Source organism: Heyndrickxia vini (assembly GCF_016772275.1).
Classification (GTDB): Bacteria; Bacillota; Bacilli; order Bacillales; family Bacillaceae_C; genus Heyndrickxia; species Heyndrickxia vini.
Map to the genome: position 1 here is coordinate 1696126 of NZ_CP065425.1, position 18444 is coordinate 1714569.

Genomic DNA, 18444 nt, shown 5'->3' on the forward strand with positions numbered 1-18444 from the left:
TGAAATGAAAGTGAGTGATCCATTTTGGATCTATTATCAATTAAGGACCCTTCCTTTCTAAAAGAAATGAATATTGATCAATTAAAAGAATTAAGTAGTGATATTCGTCATTTCTTAATTGAAAATCTATCTAAAACAGGCGGACATATTGGACCAAATTTGGGTGTGGTAGAATTAACGATTGCCCTTCATAAATGTTTTGATAGTCCGAAGGATAAATTTATTTGGGATGTTGGTCATCAATCTTATGTGCACAAAATATTAACAGGTCGTGCAGATCAATTTTCTACGTTAAGACAGTATCAGGGATTATCTGGATTCCCGAAAATGTGTGAAAGTGAACATGATGTGTGGGAAACCGGACACTCATCCACGTCCTTATCTGCTGCAATGGGAATGGCTATTGCCCGGGATTTAAAAGGTGAAAAGTCATTTATTGTACCAATCATTGGGGATGGAGCCCTTACAGGCGGAATGGCCTTAGAAGCATTAAATCATATCGGACACGAAAAAAAGGATTTACTTGTTGTCTTAAATGATAACGAAATGTCCATTGCTCCTAATGTGGGTGCTTTGCATAATATTTTGGGACGACTACGTACGGCAAATAAATATCAATGGGCAAAAGACGAACTAGAGAATTTGCTGAAAAAAATTCCTGCGGTTGGCGGAAAACTTGCTGCTACTGCCGAAAGACTTAAAGATAGTATGAAGTATTTTCTTGTTTCAGGAATGTTTTTTGAGGAATTAGGGTTCACCTATTTAGGTCCTGTAGATGGACATAATTACGAAGCTCTATTTGAGCAATTACAATATGCAAAGAAAACGAAGGGGCCAATTCTATTACATGTAATCACGAAAAAAGGAAAAGGATATAAGCCTGCTGAAAATGATACGATTGGTACATGGCATGGTACCGGCCAATATAAAATTGAAACCGGTGACTTAATTAAACCGGTCAATGCACCACCGGCATGGAGTAAACTTGTTAGTGATACGGTTTTAAAACTCGCTAAAAAGGATGAGCGTATTGTTGCAATAACACCTGCTATGCCTGTAGGATCAAAGCTTGAAAAATTTGCTGAAGAATTTCCTAATCGTATGTACGATGTAGGGATTGCTGAACAACATGCTGCTACGGTAGCAGCTGGATTAGCCACACAGGACATGAAACCATTTTTAGCTATTTACTCTACATTTTTACAAAGGGCTTATGATCAAGTAGTTCACGATATCTGCCGTCAAAATCTTAATGTTTTCATAGGAATTGATCGTGCAGGATTAGTCGGAGCAGATGGAGAAACACATCAGGGTGTATTTGATATTGCATTTCTTCGTCATATACCAAATATGGTTCTTATGATGCCTAAAGATGAAAACGAAGGACAACATATGGTTAATACTGCGATTAAATACAATGATGGTCCGATTGCAATGAGATTTCCACGTGGAAATGGATATGGCGTACCAATGGATGAGGCATTAAGAACGATTCCGATTGGTACATGGGAAACTCTTCGAGAAGGAAAGGATGCAGCCATTTTGACGTTTGGTACGACAATCCCTATGGCACTTGAAGCTGCTAATCTCCTTCAAAAACAAGGTTTATCCATCAAAGTAATCAATGCACGTTTTATTAAACCATTAGATGAAAAGATGTTAAAAGAATTATTAGAAACAAATATGCCTATTTTAACAATCGAAGAAGCAGTTTTACAAGGTGGATTCGGCAGTGCAGTACTTGAATTTGCACATAGTCAAAAATTCACAAATGTTATTGATTGCATGGGCATTCCTGATAAATTTATTGAACACGGAAGTGTCAATGAATTACTTAGAGAAATTGGCTTAACAAAGGAAGAGGTTGTAAAAGAATTCAAGCCTTTTCACCTAAAATACAAAAAAGGGCATGACATATGAAAAGCAAAAAACAACGAATTGATACTCTTTTAGTTGAAAGAGGATTAATTGAAACGAGAGAAAAAGCAAAACGTGCAATAATGGCGGGATTAGTTTATTCAAATGAAGAGCGTCTCGATAAACCCGGTGAGAAAGTAAATGAAGATATCCCATTAACGATAAAAGGAAAAATGATTCCTTATGTAAGTAGGGGTGGACTCAAGCTTGAAAAAGCATTACGTATTTTTGATATATCTGTTAAAGACAAAATCTTATTAGATATAGGAGCATCGACGGGTGGATTTACGGATTGTGCACTACAAAATGGTGCTAAAATGTCATATGCATTAGATGTTGGATATAATCAATTAGCTTGGAAACTTAGGCAGGATGAACGTGTAGTCGTCATGGAGAGAACGAATTTTCGTTATGTTACCCCTCAAGATTTAGCTCGTGAAATGCCTAATTTCGCTACAATTGATGTTTCGTTTATATCTTTATCGCTCATTTTACCGGTTTTAAAAACATTATTGGTTCCATCGAGTGATGTTATTGCGCTAATTAAACCACAATTTGAAGCAGGAAAAGAACAGGTAGGAAAAAAGGGGATCGTAAGGGATAAAAAGGTTCACGAAGCCGTTATTGGAAAAATTGTCCAGTTATCCCTTAATGAAGGTTATGATGTAGTAAATTTATCCTTCTCTCCAATAACGGGAGGAGAAGGAAACATTGAATTTTTAATCCATTTAAAATGGACTGGTTTAAGTATGGAAATGAATGGATCAAATGCACTTGATTTCACAATTAGGGAAGTAGTAAACGAAGCACATAACGAGTTAACAGGAAGATCAGATCAATAGGATCTGTTCTTTTTTCTTGTGTATTTGCCACCATTCGTGTTTATTATGTACATTTTGACAAAAATAGGCTAACATTGTAGTAAAAAGTATGTGGGATATGTCAGTGTTATTTTTAACGAAACTGTCAGTGTAACTTTGTAAAGGTGGATGAGGATGAATAAAGGACAAAGGCTCATTAGAATTAGGGAAATTATCGCAAATTTTGACATTGAAACACAAGATGAACTTGTTGATCATTTGAAAAATGCCGGTTTCAATGTTACACAGGCAACGATTTCCCGTGATATAAAGGAATTACATTTAGTAAAGGTACCTTTAATGGATGGCAGATATAAATATAGTTTGCCGGCAGATCAGCGTTTTAACCCGATGCAAAAATTAAAAAGAACCTTAACCGATGCTTTTATTAGCATAGATTTTGCTGGCCATTTAATTGTTTTAAAAACATTACCGGGTAATGCCCATGCATTAGGTGCATTAATTGATATCCTTGAATGGGAAGAAATTATTGGTACTCTATGTGGGGATGATACGTGCTTAATCATATGTAAAGATCAAGAAAAATCGGAAATGGTCTCTCAACGTTTTTTGGATATGTTATAAAATAAAAGAAATAAGCGGATAGTAGAAAAAATGGGGTGAAGTTTTCATTGTTACAAGAATTATCGATCAAAAATTTTGCCATCATTGATGAACTATATTTGTCTATAGAAAAAGGATTAACGGTGTTAACAGGAGAAACCGGTGCGGGAAAATCTATTATCATTGATGCAGTTAATTTATTAGTTGGTGGAAGAGGATCATCAGAATTCGTTCGCCACGGTGAAAAAAAGGCAGAAATCGAAGGCCTTTTTATATTAAATGACGAATCACATCCATGTTATAATCGAGCAAATGAATTTGGAATTGACATTGAAGAAGGAATGATTATCCTTCATCGTGATATTTCAATTACCGGAAAAAGCGTTTGCAGAATTAATGGGAAATTAGTAACCATTTCGATTTTACGTGAAATTGGTAGCACTCTAATTGATATACACGGTCAGCATGAACACCAAGAATTAATGAATGAAACTCATCATTTAAGGCTTCTTGATCAATATGGAGGCAGGGAAATTAAGACTGCACTTGATAATTATCGTGTAATATACAAACAATATGAGCAAATTGCTTCTAAGCTTAAAGGATTGAGTGAAAATGAACAGCAAATGGCTCACCGATTAGATCTTATTCAATTTCAACTGCAAGAAATCCAAAAAGCAAATCTTCAAATAGACGAAGACATCATCCTCATGGAAGAAAAGAAAAAATTAATGAATTTTGAACGGCTTTTCGATTCATTAAAAACAAGTTACGGCGCATTACAAGGCGAACAAAAGGGGCTTGATTGGATAGGTCTCGTTATGAGTCAGTTAGAAACGACTGCCGAAATTGAGCCGGATTATGAGCCATTATTAGAATCCGTTTCAAATTGTTTTTATATACTTGAAGATGCGGCAAGTACAATCCGCAATGATTTAGATAGTTTAGAGTTTAACCCTGAACGTTTAAATGAAATTGAAAGCCGCCTTAACGAAATGAACCAATTAAAAAGAAAATATGGCGGCACACTGCAAGATATATTGGAATACAGTTCAAAGATCGAGGAAGAAATTGAAACGATTATTAACCGTGAAAGCCATATTGATAAATTACAAATAACGTTAGCTCAACTTCAAAAAGATTTATATTTAGAAGCCAAACAATTAAGTGATTTAAGAAAAAAATGGTCTAAAAAATTAATGAATGCAATTCATAGTGAATTAAAGCAATTATATATGGATAAAACAGTATTTGAAGTGAAATTCATTCATTCTGTTGAGGAATATAAAAATGAAATGGACCCTCCATTTCGAAAAGATGGGTTGGATTTCGTTGAATTTTATATATCAACCAACCCTGGTGAACCTTTAAAACCATTAAATAAAGTTGCTTCCGGTGGTGAATTATCGAGAATGATGCTTGCGCTGAAAACGATTTTTTCAAAACATCAGGGCATTACTTCAATCATTTTCGATGAGGTAGATACAGGTGTAAGCGGCCGAGTTGCTCAAGCAATTGGTGAAAAGATATATCAAGTTTCTGAGCATTCGCAAGTCCTATGTATTTCCCATCTACCACAAGTTGCAGCTATGGCAGATACACATTTGTTTATCATGAAAGAAACCATTGATGGACGAACACGGACAAAGGTGAAAACTTTGAAATTGGAAGAAAAAATTAATGAAGTTAGTCGCATGATTGCAGGTGTCGAAATAACCGATAAAGCTTTAGAACACGCTCAAGAATTGTTGCAACTTGCCTATGCAAAAAAATTTACTTGAAAAGCTATCCATCAATGGGTAGCTTTTTTCTTAATCCCTTGTTATATTTCCACCTTATCAAGGCTAAATTAAAATTGTAACCAAAAAAAATAAAAAAGGTTATTCTTTTAAAACAGTGGACTAGAAGCGAGGAGAGTGAAAAGATTTGAAATTGGATTATCTAAGAAAAATAATTGGTGGATTTCTCCTTGTTTCACTTTGTTTATTAGGATTTTCAAAACCGTTTCAAAATTATCTTCATATACCAACAAAAATAACATTATTTGAAGGTGACGTTTTTAATATTGCGAAAGCTGCAAATGTATCTGCTAAAGTAACATCTCATGGTGAAAGTGTTGATGTGTTTGCCCAAAAGAAATCCTTGGACATAAAAGGTAATTTAGCAGGACATGACGAAGTTTTTTTTGAATTAGCAGGACTGCCAATAAAAAAGGTAGATGTAAAAGTAATTAAGGATTTCAAAGTAATACCTGGTGGTCAATCAATTGGTGTTAAATTAAACACGCTTGGGGTATTAGTTGTAGGACATCATCTTGTTGAAACAAAATCAGGTAAGTTTTCTCCAGGGGAAAAGGCTGGAATTAAAGTTGGGGATATTATCACACAAATTAATGGGGAAAAAGTAGAAAATTTATCAGATGTAGCTCCATTAGTAGAAAAAGCGGGCAAAGATGGAAGTGCATTAAATATCATCATCCAAAGAGAACAGCAAGAAATAAAAACTTCCTTAAATCCACAAAAGGATCAATCAGAACAAACATATAAACTTGGCTTATATATAAGGGATTCGGCGGCTGGAATTGGAACAATGACCTTTATAGATCCAAAATCAAAAAAATACGGAGCACTCGGTCATGTAATCTCTGATATGGACACAAAAAAAGCCATTATGGTTGAAAAAGGACAAATATTAAATTCGACCGTTACCTCAATTGAAAAAGGCAGCGATGGAAAACCTGGAGAAAAGCTTGCACGATTTTCTTCGGACCATGAGGTAATTGGGAATATTACGCGAAATAGTTCCTTTGGTATCTTTGGAAAGTTAGAGAAGCAAATAAAAAATGACCGATATGACCAACCAATGCCTATCGCATTATCCTATCAGGTAAAAGAAGGTCCAGCTAAAATTTTAACGGTCGTTGAAGGAAATAAAGTGGAAGAATATGATATTGAGGTCATTAATGCAATTCCTCAAAAGTTTCCTGCTACAAAAGGGATGATAATAAAAATTACGGATCCGAAATTATTGAAAAAAACAGGTGGAATTGTCCAAGGAATGAGTGGGAGCCCGATTATTCAAAATGGAAAAATCATAGGTGCGGTTACTCATGTCTTCGTAAATGATCCGACATCAGGATATGGTGTTCATATTGAATGGATGCTAAAAGAAGCAGGAATAAATATATATCAAAGTAGTAAAGAAAAAGCAAGCTGAATGAGAATATCTCTTCAGCTTGCTTTTTTGCATTTTTAGTATTAGTGAAATATGTTATGATGAAAATAAAGATAATTCGACAAATAGATTTTGAAAAATCGAAAGAGGTCGAAAAGAGGAGAATTAAAGAGGAAATTAGAGAAAATATTGTTTTTTTAAGAAATTTTCAATTATAAGGAGGAATTTAAAAGGCATTGTCGAAAATGTCATAAGAGAATAAGATATGTAAAAAATCGTGGTTAGTAATTGAGGAGGAAACAGGGAGTGAACAACAAAATTAAAGTTTGTATTGTGGACGACAATCGAGAGTTAGTAGGTTTATTAGAGGAGTTTATTTCTTCCCAAGATGATATGGAAATTAGCGGTGTTGCGTATAATGGGCAAGAGTGTTTAGAAATGTTACAAGATGCTTCACCAAATGTTTTAATATTGGATATTATTATGCCCCATCTAGATGGTTTAGGAGTCCTTGAAAAGTTAAGACTAAAAGGCGAAATGCCAAATGTAATAATGCTGACTGCCTTTGGACAAGAGGACGTTACGAAAAAGGCGGTTGAACTTGGAGCTTCTTATTTTATTTTAAAACCATTTGATATGGATAATCTTGCTAACCAAATCCGGCAAGTTAGCGGTAAGGCAAGTCCGATATTGAAAAAGGAAAACCATTCATTTATTAGATCGAATCATGAAGAGAAACCAAAAAACTTAGATGCAAGTATTACAAGTATTATCCATGAAATTGGTGTGCCGGCACATATTAAAGGATATTTATATTTAAGAGAAGCTATCTCTATGGTTTATAATGATATTGAGCTACTGGGATCAATTACTAAAGTATTATATCCGGATATCGCAAAAAAATATAATACGACGGCAAGTCGTGTTGAGCGAGCAATCCGTCATGCGATTGAAGTTGCTTGGAGTCGCGGAAATATCGATTCTATCTCCTCGTTATTTGGTTATACAGTGAGCATGTCTAAAGCAAAGCCTACAAATAGTGAATTCATTGCGATGGTTGCTGATAAACTGCGTTTGGAACATAAAGCGTCCTAATCATTTAAATTTTTTATCTTAATGGACTTATATTTCGAAGGGTTCTAATGTTTTTTCACTTCATTAAGAACCCTTTTTTGTTGATTATCATTTTCTTCTTATATCTATTAAATCGTGATTTTTATATTTAATTTTTACTTTTTCCCCAATCGAATATTGTACATATGTGTCACAATCCATTTCTAGGATTTTTCCGTTATCAAATTCCATCAAGCAAGCTGCTTCCCCGCTTGGAGTTGAAATAACCGGTATACTTTTCTTAGTTTTAACACCTTTTGCTTTTCCTTTTGATTGTGGAGTGTAATATTTTTCAACAATTACTACTTTTTTGTAGCTGTTTGAAGGGCGGGATAGTAAAAAGAAAAGTACGATCAATAATAGACATAGTACAACGACTTTTAACAGAACCTTCTTCATCATGCACTCCTTATGACAAGTATTTAATTTATACTATGTATATTGATTGGAATGCGGAATATGCATGATCAATTAACAAGTTAAAGGTAAATTAAGCAATCAAACCCCATTTTTTCTTCATATAGTGTATGAGACTAGAAATAAAAAATTAGTAAGGACGTGACAACATGACCCTTATATTTGCACACCGTGGATCAGCAGGAACACATCCCGAAAATACGATGGAATCGTTTATTGCTGCTGAAAGGTCAGGTGCAGACGGAATTGAACTGGATGTTCATTTATCTAAAGATGGAGAGATTGTCGTTATTCACGATGAAACGGTGGATCGTACTACTAACGGAAAAGGGTTTGTTCATCAATTGTCCATCGCGGAACTTAAAGAATTGAATGCAAGCTATAAATTTAAAACCTTTCAGTCATTTATAAGAAGCCCCAAAATACCTACTTTAAAAGAAGTGTTTGAATGGATGAGAGGAAACGATCTTCAATGTAATATAGAAATGAAAAATGGAAAAATCATGTATCCATTATTAGAAGAAAAAATGATCCAATTAATAAGGGATTATCAGTATGAGGAACGAATCATTATTTCTTCCTTTAATCACTATTCTCTTGTGCATTGTTATCAATTGGCTCCGGAATTAGAAACTGCACCACTTTATTCTGATGGCCTATATATGCCATGGGTATACGCACATGCTATTCATGCGAAAGGATTGCATCCAAACTTAAAAGCGGCGCCAGATATGATCATACAAGGAGCGATGGCTGATGGGATTGCCGTTCGTCCTTATACGGTGAATAAAGAAAGTGATATGGAAAGATTAATGAACATACAATGTTCGGCTATAATTACTGACTATCCAGCAAAGGCAGTTAAACTAAGGAGGAAATTTTTCAAATAAAAAAATCCGCGTTAATGAGCAGATTTTTTTCTGTCTAGCTCCTGTGCATAGCCCTCGAGATCAAAAAAACTTCGACAATAAAAGTCAAAGAGCAGACTTTTTTTGCCGAAGTTTTTTTGCTTGTCGGGGGTGAACAGTGCACATCCGCTTTTCTTATTTTGCACTTTTCCTAAATCGTTTTTGGACTTTGTTTCGTTTTCGATCACGATAAAATACGAATCCTGCAATAAATCCTAATCCTCCGATAAATAAAATGAGGCCAACAAGAAATTGGAGCCAAAAATATGGAAATGGGGGCTGAAGGATTCCAAACAACATATCCCGCATTAACTTAATACCAAGCGCGGCAAAACATCCCGGTATTACCATAATCAATAGAGCAATAAAACGTATCATAAAAGGTTCTCCTTCAGGAATTGAACTTAGTTAATTGTTTTATCCAACAAAAAAATCATATAACAACGAAATTATTTGTCAAGCAAATGAACCGCTATTAGACTTGAATATAAAGTAAACTATTCATAAAATAAGAGTATGAAATATATTGCATTGTTAGGGGGCGTGAGGAACGTGCAAAATGTATTATTAGTCGGTGGTGGTAAGGGTGGTGCCGCCATTTTAAAAATGCTCGTGGGCAGCAGTATGTTTAAAGTGATAGCGGTTACTGATCCAAATAACAATGCAGAAGGAATTCAATTGGCCAAAACAAAAGGAATTCAAACGGGGAAGGACTGGAAAGTTTTCTTAGATGATTCCATTCATATCATCATCGAAGTTACTGGAGACGAAACTGTCTTTCAAGAAATTCTACAAGTTCGTAATAAACATACCGTTCTAATTCCCGGGAGTGTAGCTTATTTAATCGCCACACTGATGGAGGAAAAAGAAAAACTGATATCAACTTTACAAGATGAAACTTATAAGCATAATCTAATATTTAATTCAACAGATGAAGCAATGGTAGTAATAGACACGGAAGAAAAGATTATATTTTTTAACAAAAGCGCCGAAAGAATGACGGAAGTTCCAATCACAAAAGCGATAGGAAAACATATTATTGATGTCATTCCAAAAAGTCAGTTACCTAGAGTAATTTCAACTAGAAGAATTGAAATAAATCAAGAAACAATCCTTGATAATGGATTAAAAATTATAACGACTCGAATTCCAATTATTAATGAAAAAAATATTGTTATTGGTGCCATCGCGGTTTTTAAGGATATCACGGAAGTAGTTAATTTAGCCGAAGAAATAACAAATTTAAAAGAAATTCAAACGATGTTAGAAGCAATTATTCATTCAAGCGATGATGCAATATCTGTAGTCGACGAAAATGGACGAGGGATATTAATTAATCCAGCCTACACCCGAATCACTGGATTGACGAAGGACCAAGTAATCGGAAAACCGGCAACGACTGATATTTCCGAAGGAGAAAGCATGCATTTAAAGGTCATACAAACGAGAAGAGCGATTCGTGGAACAAAAATGAGGGTTGGACCCATGAAAAAAGAGGTAATTGTAAATGTCGCCCCGATTATTGTTGATGGAATTTTAAAGGGAAGTGTCGGAGTTATTCACGATGTGACAGAAATTCAATCGCTGACAAAGGAATTGGATCGAGCAAGACAAATTATTAGAAACTTAGAAGCTAAATATACATTTGAGGATATTATCTCCAATTCCGAAGAAATGAATATTGCAGTTGAGCAAGCAAAATTAGGGGCAAAAACCCCTGTAACGATTTTGCTTAGAGGAGAGTCAGGAACTGGTAAAGAACTTTTTGCCCATGCGATACATAATGGAAGTGATCGAAAGTATAATAAATTCATTCGCGTGAATTGTGCAGCGATCGCGGAATCACTTTTGGAAAGTGAGTTATTTGGTTACGAAGAAGGAGCATTTTCTGGAGCAAAAAGAGGCGGCAAAAGGGGATTGTTTGAAGAAGCGAATAATGGAAGTATCTTTTTAGATGAAATTGGTGAATTAAGTGCTAATACGCAAGCAAAATTACTAAGAGTATTGCAGGAAAATGAGATAGTCCGCGTTGGAGGGACTAAGCCAATCCCCATCAATGTTAGAATTATTGCTGCAACTCATGTTAATTTAGAAAAGGCGATTGCAGATAAATCATTTCGTGAAGATCTTTATTACCGATTAAATAGAATGCCAATTCAAATTCCTCCTTTACGAAATAGGAAAGCAGAAATACCTCTTTTATGCCAAAAGTTAATTCAAAAGCTTAATCAGGACTATGGAAGAAATGTAGAAGGGATTACGAAAGAAGCTTTAGTAAAACTAATGGGTTACGATTGGCCGGGAAATGTGCGGGAGTTGGAGAATATCCTAAGTCGGGCAATTATTTTTATGAGCTATAATGAAGCGCAAATTGAACAGCAGCATATTCTCGTACTATCCAATAATAAAGATATTCAACAAGATTCTTCTTACTCCGCAACAATGACAGGTGAACACGATTTAACTACTCTTGTAGAGAACTATGAAAGAAATGTCATCCAACAAGTATTGGAAAAAAACAATGGAAATAAGACAGCGACAGCCAAGCAACTAGGTGTTTCAATTAGAAATTTATATTATAAGTTAGATAAATTTAAACTTGCAAATAATAACATGCAATAATTTGCGTGGTTTGAAAAAAATTGCACGCATTTCGATGGTTAAAATTTTATTAATACTGGTTTAAATGCTATAATTTAATTGGCATAAAAATTGCATCAATAAATAGAGTACGGATTTTTATATAAAGGGGTTGAGGCAACACATATGGATTTAGACACAGTACTTAAACGTGCAACCCAACAAAATAAAGTAAAAGTGGCGATTGCAGCTGCAGAAGATTACGAGGTATTGGAAGCGGTTTCATTCGCGGTTGAAAAAAATTTAGCAAGTTTTTATCTTTTTGGTGACGAGCAGAAAATTGTCCAGCTATTGCAAGACCATTTTTCTGCGCTTTTAAAAAGTAAGGATATAGAAATTATACACATTCCAACCGTACAAGAAGCAGCAAATCGAGCAGTTCAAGCTGTAAGCAATGGTGTTGCACAAGTATTGATGAAAGGGAATCTAGCTACATCGATTCTTTTAAAAGCAGTACTAAACAAAGAATTTGGACTGAGAACTGAGAATGTTCTCTCACATGTTGCTGTTTTTGAAATTCCCGATTTTAATCGACTAATTCTTATCACGGATGCGGGAATGAATATTGAACCTGATTTGCAGCAAAAAGTGCAAATTATTGATAATGCTGTGCAAATTGCAAGGTCGATTAATATAGACATGCCTAAGGTAGCAATTTTGTCAGCAGTGGAAGTCGTGAATCCGGCAATGAAATCCACAATAGACGGGGCAATATTGACACAAATGAATCAAAGAGGACAGATTGCCAATTGTATTGTTGACGGTCCACTGGCACTTGATAATGCAATTTCGATGGAAAGTGCAGAACATAAAGGAATAAAGAGCAATGTAGCAGGAGCTGCCGATATTCTTGTAGTCCCGAATATTGAAACTGGGAATACATTTTATAAATCATTAATTTATTTTGCGAAAGCAAAGGTCGGTTCAGTAATAGCAGGCGCCAAAGCACCTATCGTATTAACTTCAAGATCTGACCGTGCTGAGGATAAATTATATTCATTAGCCCTTGCTATTTGTTCTGCTAAATTATAAAGAGATGGAGAGATTGACATGAAAATTTTTGAATATATGGGAAAATACGATTATGAGCAATTATTATTTTGCCAAGATGAACAATCTGGCTTGAAAGCAATTATTGCAATTCATGATACTACTTTAGGGCCTGCTTTAGGTGGTACAAGAATGTGGACATATGCTTCTGAGGACGCAGCAATTGAGGATGCATTACGTTTAGCAAGAGGGATGACATACAAAAACGCTGCAGCTGGCCTAAACTTAGGAGGAGGAAAAACGGTTATTATCGGTGATCCTCGCAAAGATAAAAATGAAGAAATGTTTCGGGCATTTGGTCGTTTCATCCAAGGATTAAATGGGCGTTACATTACTGCGGAAGATGTAGGTACAACTGTTGCCGATATGGATTTAATTCATGAGGAAACAAATTTCGTTACTGGTATTTCACCAGCGTTCGGATCTTCCGGAAACCCATCACCAGTAACTGCATATGGATGTTATGTTGGTATGAAAGCTGCGGCAAATGAAGCATTTGGAACTGATTCATTAGAAGGATTAACGGTTTCTGTTCAAGGAGTAGGAAACGTTGCTTTTGAACTTTGCCGTTATTTACATGAAGAAGGCGCGAAATTAATCGTAACAGATATCAACAAAGAAGCGGTGCAAAGAGCTGTGGAACAATTTGGAGCAGAAGCTGTGGATCCTAATGATATTTATGGTGTAAACAGTGATATTTTCGCACCATGTGCACTAGGAGCAATTATTAATGATGAAACTATTCCTCAATTAAAAGCAAAGGTAATTGCAGGTTCAGCTAATAATCAATTAAAAGAAACACGTCATGGTGACCAAATACATGAAATGGGAATTGTTTATGCACCTGATTACGTTATAAATGCTGGTGGAGTAATCAATGTAGCAGATGAATTATACGGATATAATCCTGAGCGAGCTATGAAAAAAGTGGAAGGAATTTATAATAATGTTGCGAAAGTAATCGAAATTTCAAAACGCGATGGAATTCCTACGTACGTAGCAGCAGATAGAATGGCAGAAGAGCGAATTGCTAAAGTGTCTAAGTCTAGAAGCCAATTTTTACTAAATAATCGCCATATTTTAAGTTATCGTGCTTAACCATTAGGATAGATATCAATGAATCAGCGCGGCTGATTCATTGATATATTATTCTCTTTTCCAGGCATAAGGTAAATGGAGGTAACAGCTTTGTTGGAAAACGAACATAGAATTCTTGTTATTAATCCTGGATCTACTTCAACTAAAATTGGGGTATTTATTAATGATAAACCAATCCTTGAGAAAACTATTCGACATGATTTACAGTTTATCCAGAAATTTAATCTAATTACCGATCAATATGATTTTCGCAAAAAGTCCATACTTGAAACATTAGACGAAGAAGGAATTAATTTATCTAAATTAAATGCTGTATGTGGCAGAGGTGGATTATTACGCCCCATTGAAGGTGGTACATACACTGTTAATGAGAAACTATGCTCAATGATTTACGAACGGGTTATGCGGGACAACATGCCTCTAATTTAGGTGGTATAATCGCATATGAAATAGCTGAGGGTTTAAATATTCCTGCATTTATCGTAGATCCTGTTGTTGTTGATGAATTAGAGCCAATTGCAAGAATATCCGGTTTTTCTTTAATCGAACGAAAGAGTATATTTCACGCATTAAACCAAAAAGCTGTGGCTAGAAGGGTTTCTAAAAAACTTGGAAAAGAGTACGAACAATTACAGTTAATAGTTGTTCATATGGGTGGCGGAATAACTGTAGGAGTACATAAGAATGGAAGAGTCGTTGATGTAAATAATGGTTTACATGGTGAAGGACCATTCAGTCCAGAAAGAGCAGGTACTGTTCCAGTAGGTGATCTCATCGATCTTTGTTTTTCTGGTATGTATTATCGGGAAGAAATTACGAAGAAATTAGTAGGTCAAGGTGGTCTTGTCGGTTACTTAGGAACAAATGATGCAATTGAAGTAGAAAAGATGATCGCAAACGGCAATGACCAAGCGAAACTTATCTATGATGCAATGGCCTATCAAGTTGCTAAAGAGATTGGGGCAGCTAGTGCAATCTTAAAAGGAAAGATCGATGCAATCATTCTGACAGGTGGTCTCGCTTACGGAAAAGATTTTGTTGCAAAAATATGTGAATATGTAAATTGGATTGCCGATTGCATTATCGAACCTGGAGAAGATGAACTGCGCGCATTAGCAGAAGGAACATTAAGGGTTCTTACAGGGGTGGAAAGTGTGAAGGTATACCCAAACGAAATGGAAAAAATGAATATAAAATAAAGTGTTTTATAAGAATGGAGGAATAAGATTGGCACAAGAATATGATTTAGTCGTTCTGGGTGGAGGCACAGGTGGTTATGTAGCTGCAATTCGTGCATCTCAATTAGGCCTTAAAACAGCAATCGTTGAAAAAGGACTTTTGGGCGGAACATGTTTACATAAAGGATGTATACCTAGTAAAGCCTTACTACGCAGCGCGGAAGTATATGCGACAGCGAAAAAAAGTGAGGAATATGGCATTTCAATTGGTGACATCCAACTTAATTTCTCACGTGTGCAAGAACGAAAAGAAAAGATAGTGGAACAATTACATCGTGGTGTTCAACATTTAATGAAACAGGGCAAAATCGATGTTTATGAAGGAATCGGTAGAATATTAGGCCCATCCATCTTTTCTCCCATGCCTGGAACGATATCTGTTGAAATGAATAATGGAGAAGAAAATGAGATGCTCATTCCCAAAAACGTGATTATTGCAACTGGGTCCCGTCCAAGATCACTTCCGGGATTAGAAATTGATGGTTCTCTTGTTCTTTCATCAGATGAAGCCCTGCAACTAAAGGAATTACCTAAGTCAATGATTATCGTTGGCGGGGGTGTGATTGGGATTGAATGGGCTTCCATGTTAAATGATTTCGGTGTCGATATAACTGTTATTGAATATGCTGATCGTATTGTACCAACAGAAGATCATGAAATATCAAAAGAAGCAGCGAGAATTCTTAAAAAGAAAGGCATTAAAATTGTAACTTCTGCTAAAGTATTACCAGAAACTTTAGTTAAGGAAGATGACAAAGTGTCAATATCAGCTGAAATAAAAGGAGAAAACCAAACGTTTACTGGAGAAAAGATTTTAGTTTCCGTTGGAAGAATCGCTAACACCGAAAATATTGGTTTGCAAAATACGGAAATCAAAGTGGAAAAAGGCTTTATCCAAGTAAACGAATTTTTCCAAACAAAGGAATCCCATATTTATGCAATCGGCGATGTTATTGGTGGTCTACAGCTTGCACATGTAGCTTCACATGAAGGAATTGTGGCAGTTGAGCATATAGCAGCTAAGAAGCCAACTCCTATCGATTATTCGTTAGTTTCCAAATGTATTTATAGTAGTCCAGAAATGGCAAGTGTAGGATTAACTGAAAACGAGGCAAAAGAAAAAGGATATAATGTTAAGATTGGGAAATTCTCATTTAAAGCGATTGGAAAAGCATTGGTATACGGTGAATCAGATGGTTTTGTGAAAATTATTGCTGACAAAGATACAGATGATATACTTGGTGTTCATATGATTGGCCCACATGTGACAGATATGATATCTGAGGCAGGTTTGGCAAGAGTATTAGATGCAACGCCATGGGAAATCGGACATACGATACACCCACATCCATCTCTTAGTGAAGCGATTGGTGAAGCTGCATTAGCTGTTGACGGAAATGCAATCCATTCTTAGGATGAAAAAAATGAGAAATTTAGGAGGTAAAAGAAGATGGCTGAAAACCGACATAAAGAATTAGGTTTAAGTGATGAAACCGTATTAGAAATGTATGAAACTATGTTGATGGCACGCCGTATCGATGAAAGGATGTGGCTTTTAAACCGTTCAGGGAAAATTCCATTTGTTATTTCTTGTCAAGGTCAAGAAGCTGCGCAAGTGGGTGCTGCCTTTGCTTTAGATCGTGATAAGGATTATGTTTTGCCATATTATCGTGATCTTGGCGTCGTTTTAACCTTTGGTATGACTCCAAAGGAATTAATGTTATCTGGGTTTGCTAAAGCTGAGGATCCGAACTCTGGTGGTCGTCAAATGCCAGGACATTTTGGCCAAAAGAAAAATCGAATCGTAACTGGATCATCTCCGGTTACAACCCAAGTGCCACATGCGGTTGGTATTGCGTTAGCGGGGAAAATGGAAAATAAAGATTTAGTTACATTTGTGACTTTCGGTGAAGGCTCATCAAACCAAGGCGACTTCCATGAAGGAGCAAATTTTGCAGGTGTACATAAGCTGCCGGTAATTTTTTTGTGTGAAAACAATAAATATGCCATTTCGGTACCAATCGAAAGACAGTTAGCATGTGAGAAAGTATCCGATCGTGCAATTGGATATGGAATGCCAGGGGTTACTGTTGATGGTAATAATCCATTAGAAGTGTATAAAGCGGTTAAGGAAGCTGCAGAAAGAGGGCGACGTGGTGAAGGCCCAACACTTATCGAAGCAGTGTCCTACCGTTTAACTGCACATTCTTCAGATGATGACGATCGTACTTATCGCTCCCCTGATGAAGTGGCAGAAGCAAAAACAAAAGATTCTATTATTACATTTGGTGCCTATTTAAAAGAAACTGGTATTATGAATGATGAACTTGAAAAGGAAATCAATGATCGTGTAATGAAAATGGTCAACGAAGCTACTGACTATGCCGAAAACGCTCCTTATGCGGAAGCAGAGGAAGCCTTAAAATATGTATACGGGAACGGGCAATAAATAACGTAAGAACAGGAGGGAAATAAAATGCCAGTTATGTCATATATTGATGCGGTAACGACTGCAATACGTGAAGAAATGGAAAGGGACCCAAAGGTTTTCGTACTAGGTGAAGACGTTGGGAAAAAGGGTGGAGTGTTTAAAGCCACACACGGTTTATATGATCAATTCGGTGAAGATCGTGTACTTGATACGCCATTAGCTGAATCAGCGATAGCGGGAGTTGGAATTGGAGCAGCAATGTACGGAATGAGACCGATAGCAGAAATGCAATTTGCTGATTTTATTATGCCGGCAGTCAACCAAATAATTTCTGAAGCAGCAAAAATTAGGTATCGTTCGAACAATGATTGGAATTGCCCAATCGTTATTCGTGCCCCATATGGTGGCGGTGTCCATGGAGCATTGTATCACTCTCAGTCGGTCGAAGCGGTATTTGCTAATCAACCCGGCTTAAAAATTGTGATGCCTTCCACTCCTTATGATGTAAAAGGATTATTAAAAGCTGCAATTCGAGATGAAGATCCCGTTCTATTCTTTGAACATAAACGTGCCTATCGCTTAATTAAAGGAGAAGTTCCAGAGGATGACTATGTCCTGCCGATTGGGAAAGCGGATGTAAAACGTCAGGGTGAGGACATCACAGTTATTACATATGGTTTATCCGTTCATTTCGCACTGCAAGCAGCTGAACGTCTATCACAAGATGGAATAGAAGCCCATATTTTGGATCTTCGTACAGTCTATCCTCTCGATAAAGAAGCGATCATCGAGGCTGCATCTAAAACAGGAAAAGTGCTACTTGTAACAGAAGACAATAAAGAAGGCAGCATTATGAGTGAGGTATCTGCTATTATTGCTGAAAATTGTTTATTTGACCTTGACGCACCAATTATGAGATTGGCAGGTCCAGATGTGCCAGCAATGCCATATGCGCCAACGATGGAAAAATATTTTATGATCAATCCTGATAAAGTTGAAAAAGCGATGAGAGAATTGGCTGAATATTAATCCAA

The 18444-nt window shown here is 36.1% G+C and carries 14 protein-coding genes and 2 pseudogenes; 14 read left to right on the forward strand and 2 right to left on the reverse strand.

All coding sequences use genetic code 11. From position 1 onward, the window contains the following. The first annotated feature begins 24 nt into the window (after positions 1 to 24). The 6 genes and pseudogenes from dxs (at position 25) to spo0A (ending at position 7610) form a co-directional block, all read left to right on the forward strand. Positions 25 to 1913: pseudogene (gene dxs, locus I5776_RS08445) on the forward strand (1-deoxy-D-xylulose-5-phosphate synthase). A gap of 3 nt (positions 1914 to 1916) precedes the next feature. Continuing rightward, complete coding sequence (locus tag I5776_RS08450; protein ID WP_202780182.1) at positions 1917 to 2759, forward strand: TlyA family RNA methyltransferase; 843 nt, start codon at positions 1917 to 1919, stop codon at positions 2757 to 2759. 153 nt (positions 2760 to 2912) lie between these two features. Continuing rightward, the gene (ahrC, locus tag I5776_RS08455) at positions 2913 to 3362 is read left to right on the forward strand and encodes a transcriptional regulator AhrC/ArgR (RefSeq protein WP_202780183.1); all 450 of its coding nucleotides are present in this window, start codon (positions 2913 to 2915) and stop codon (positions 3360 to 3362) included. Positions 3363 to 3409: 47 nt separating this feature from the next. Beyond that, positions 3410 to 5122: a DNA repair protein RecN gene (gene recN, locus I5776_RS08460; protein WP_202780184.1), complete on the forward strand. Its 1713-nt coding sequence runs from the start codon at positions 3410 to 3412 to the stop codon at positions 5120 to 5122. Between the two features lie 145 nt (positions 5123 to 5267). Beyond that, the gene (spoIVB, locus tag I5776_RS08465; RefSeq protein WP_202780185.1) at positions 5268 to 6557 is read left to right on the forward strand and encodes a SpoIVB peptidase; all 1290 of its coding nucleotides are present in this window, start codon (positions 5268 to 5270) and stop codon (positions 6555 to 6557) included. A gap of 264 nt (positions 6558 to 6821) precedes the next feature. Continuing rightward, entirely contained in the window at positions 6822 to 7610 is a 789-nt protein-coding gene (gene spo0A, locus I5776_RS08470) for a sporulation transcription factor Spo0A (protein ID WP_202780186.1), read from the forward strand. 87 nt (positions 7611 to 7697) lie between these two features. Here the strand turns inward: spo0A and I5776_RS08475 are convergent, their stop codons facing one another. Beyond that, positions 7698 to 8027 (reverse strand): hypothetical protein, encoded by a 330-nt coding sequence (locus tag I5776_RS08475; RefSeq protein WP_202780187.1) that lies wholly within the window; start codon positions 8025 to 8027, stop codon positions 7698 to 7700. 167 nt (positions 8028 to 8194) lie between these two features. Here I5776_RS08475 and I5776_RS08480 point away from each other — a divergent pair, with 167 nt between their 5' ends. Beyond that, complete coding sequence (locus tag I5776_RS08480; RefSeq protein ID WP_202780188.1) at positions 8195 to 8935, forward strand: glycerophosphodiester phosphodiesterase; 741 nt, start codon at positions 8195 to 8197, stop codon at positions 8933 to 8935. 153 nt (positions 8936 to 9088) lie between these two features. Here the strand turns inward: I5776_RS08480 and I5776_RS08485 are convergent, their stop codons facing one another. After that, entirely contained in the window at positions 9089 to 9331 is a 243-nt protein-coding gene (locus I5776_RS08485) for a DUF2627 domain-containing protein (RefSeq protein ID WP_202780189.1), read from the reverse strand. Between the two features lie 174 nt (positions 9332 to 9505). Between I5776_RS08485 and I5776_RS08490 the strand changes: the two genes are divergently transcribed. The 7 genes and pseudogenes from I5776_RS08490 to I5776_RS08520 all read left to right on the forward strand — a co-directional run bounded on the left by I5776_RS08490 (position 9506) and on the right by I5776_RS08520 (position 18439). Further along, on the forward strand, positions 9506 to 11575 hold the full coding sequence (locus tag I5776_RS08490; protein WP_202780190.1) for a sigma-54 interaction domain-containing protein: 2070 nt from the start codon (positions 9506 to 9508) through the stop codon (positions 11573 to 11575). A 144-nt stretch (positions 11576 to 11719) separates the two neighbouring features. Continuing rightward, the gene (gene yqiS, locus I5776_RS08495; protein ID WP_202780191.1) at positions 11720 to 12625 is read left to right on the forward strand and encodes a phosphate butyryltransferase; all 906 of its coding nucleotides are present in this window, start codon (positions 11720 to 11722) and stop codon (positions 12623 to 12625) included. 18 nt (positions 12626 to 12643) lie between these two features. Continuing rightward, on the forward strand, positions 12644 to 13741 hold the full coding sequence (bcd, locus tag I5776_RS08500) for a branched-chain amino acid dehydrogenase (RefSeq protein WP_066234532.1): 1098 nt from the start codon (positions 12644 to 12646) through the stop codon (positions 13739 to 13741). Between the two features lie 75 nt (positions 13742 to 13816). Continuing rightward, positions 13817 to 14940 (forward strand): annotated as a pseudogene (buk, locus tag I5776_RS08505) (butyrate kinase). 28 nt (positions 14941 to 14968) lie between these two features. Beyond that, positions 14969 to 16393, forward strand: coding sequence for a dihydrolipoyl dehydrogenase (gene lpdA / locus I5776_RS08510; protein ID WP_202780192.1), 1425 nt, complete (start codon positions 14969 to 14971; stop codon positions 16391 to 16393). 36 nt (positions 16394 to 16429) lie between these two features. Beyond that, a complete protein-coding gene (locus tag I5776_RS08515) occupies positions 16430 to 17428 on the forward strand; it encodes a thiamine pyrophosphate-dependent dehydrogenase E1 component subunit alpha (RefSeq protein ID WP_202780193.1) in 999 nt (332 codons plus the stop codon). Positions 17429 to 17455: 27 nt separating this feature from the next. Continuing rightward, on the forward strand, positions 17456 to 18439 hold the full coding sequence (locus tag I5776_RS08520; RefSeq protein WP_202780194.1) for an alpha-ketoacid dehydrogenase subunit beta: 984 nt from the start codon (positions 17456 to 17458) through the stop codon (positions 18437 to 18439). The last annotated feature ends 5 nt before the right edge of the window (positions 18440 to 18444 follow it).

What these genes read in the sequence shown, in the direction of transcription:
- I5776_RS08450 (WP_202780182.1), top strand. Translation starts at nt 1,917, where the DNA reads ATGAAAAGCAAAAAACAACGAATTGATACTCTTTTAGTTGAAAGAGGA.
- ahrC (WP_202780183.1), top strand. Translation starts at nt 2,913, where the DNA reads ATGAATAAAGGACAAAGGCTCATTAGAATTAGGGAAATTATCGCAAAT.
- I5776_RS08475 (WP_202780187.1), bottom strand. Translation starts at nt 8,027, where the DNA reads ATGAAGAAGGTTCTGTTAAAAGTCGTTGTACTATGTCTATTATTGATC.
- I5776_RS08480 (WP_202780188.1), top strand. Translation starts at nt 8,195, where the DNA reads ATGACCCTTATATTTGCACACCGTGGATCAGCAGGAACACATCCCGAA.
- I5776_RS08485 (WP_202780189.1), bottom strand. Translation starts at nt 9,331, where the DNA reads ATGATACGTTTTATTGCTCTATTGATTATGGTAATACCGGGATGTTTT.
- yqiS (WP_202780191.1), top strand. Translation starts at nt 11,720, where the DNA reads ATGGATTTAGACACAGTACTTAAACGTGCAACCCAACAAAATAAAGTA.
- bcd (WP_066234532.1), top strand. Translation starts at nt 12,644, where the DNA reads ATGAAAATTTTTGAATATATGGGAAAATACGATTATGAGCAATTATTA.
- I5776_RS08515 (WP_202780193.1), top strand. Translation starts at nt 16,430, where the DNA reads ATGGCTGAAAACCGACATAAAGAATTAGGTTTAAGTGATGAAACCGTA.
- I5776_RS08520 (WP_202780194.1), top strand. Translation starts at nt 17,456, where the DNA reads ATGCCAGTTATGTCATATATTGATGCGGTAACGACTGCAATACGTGAA.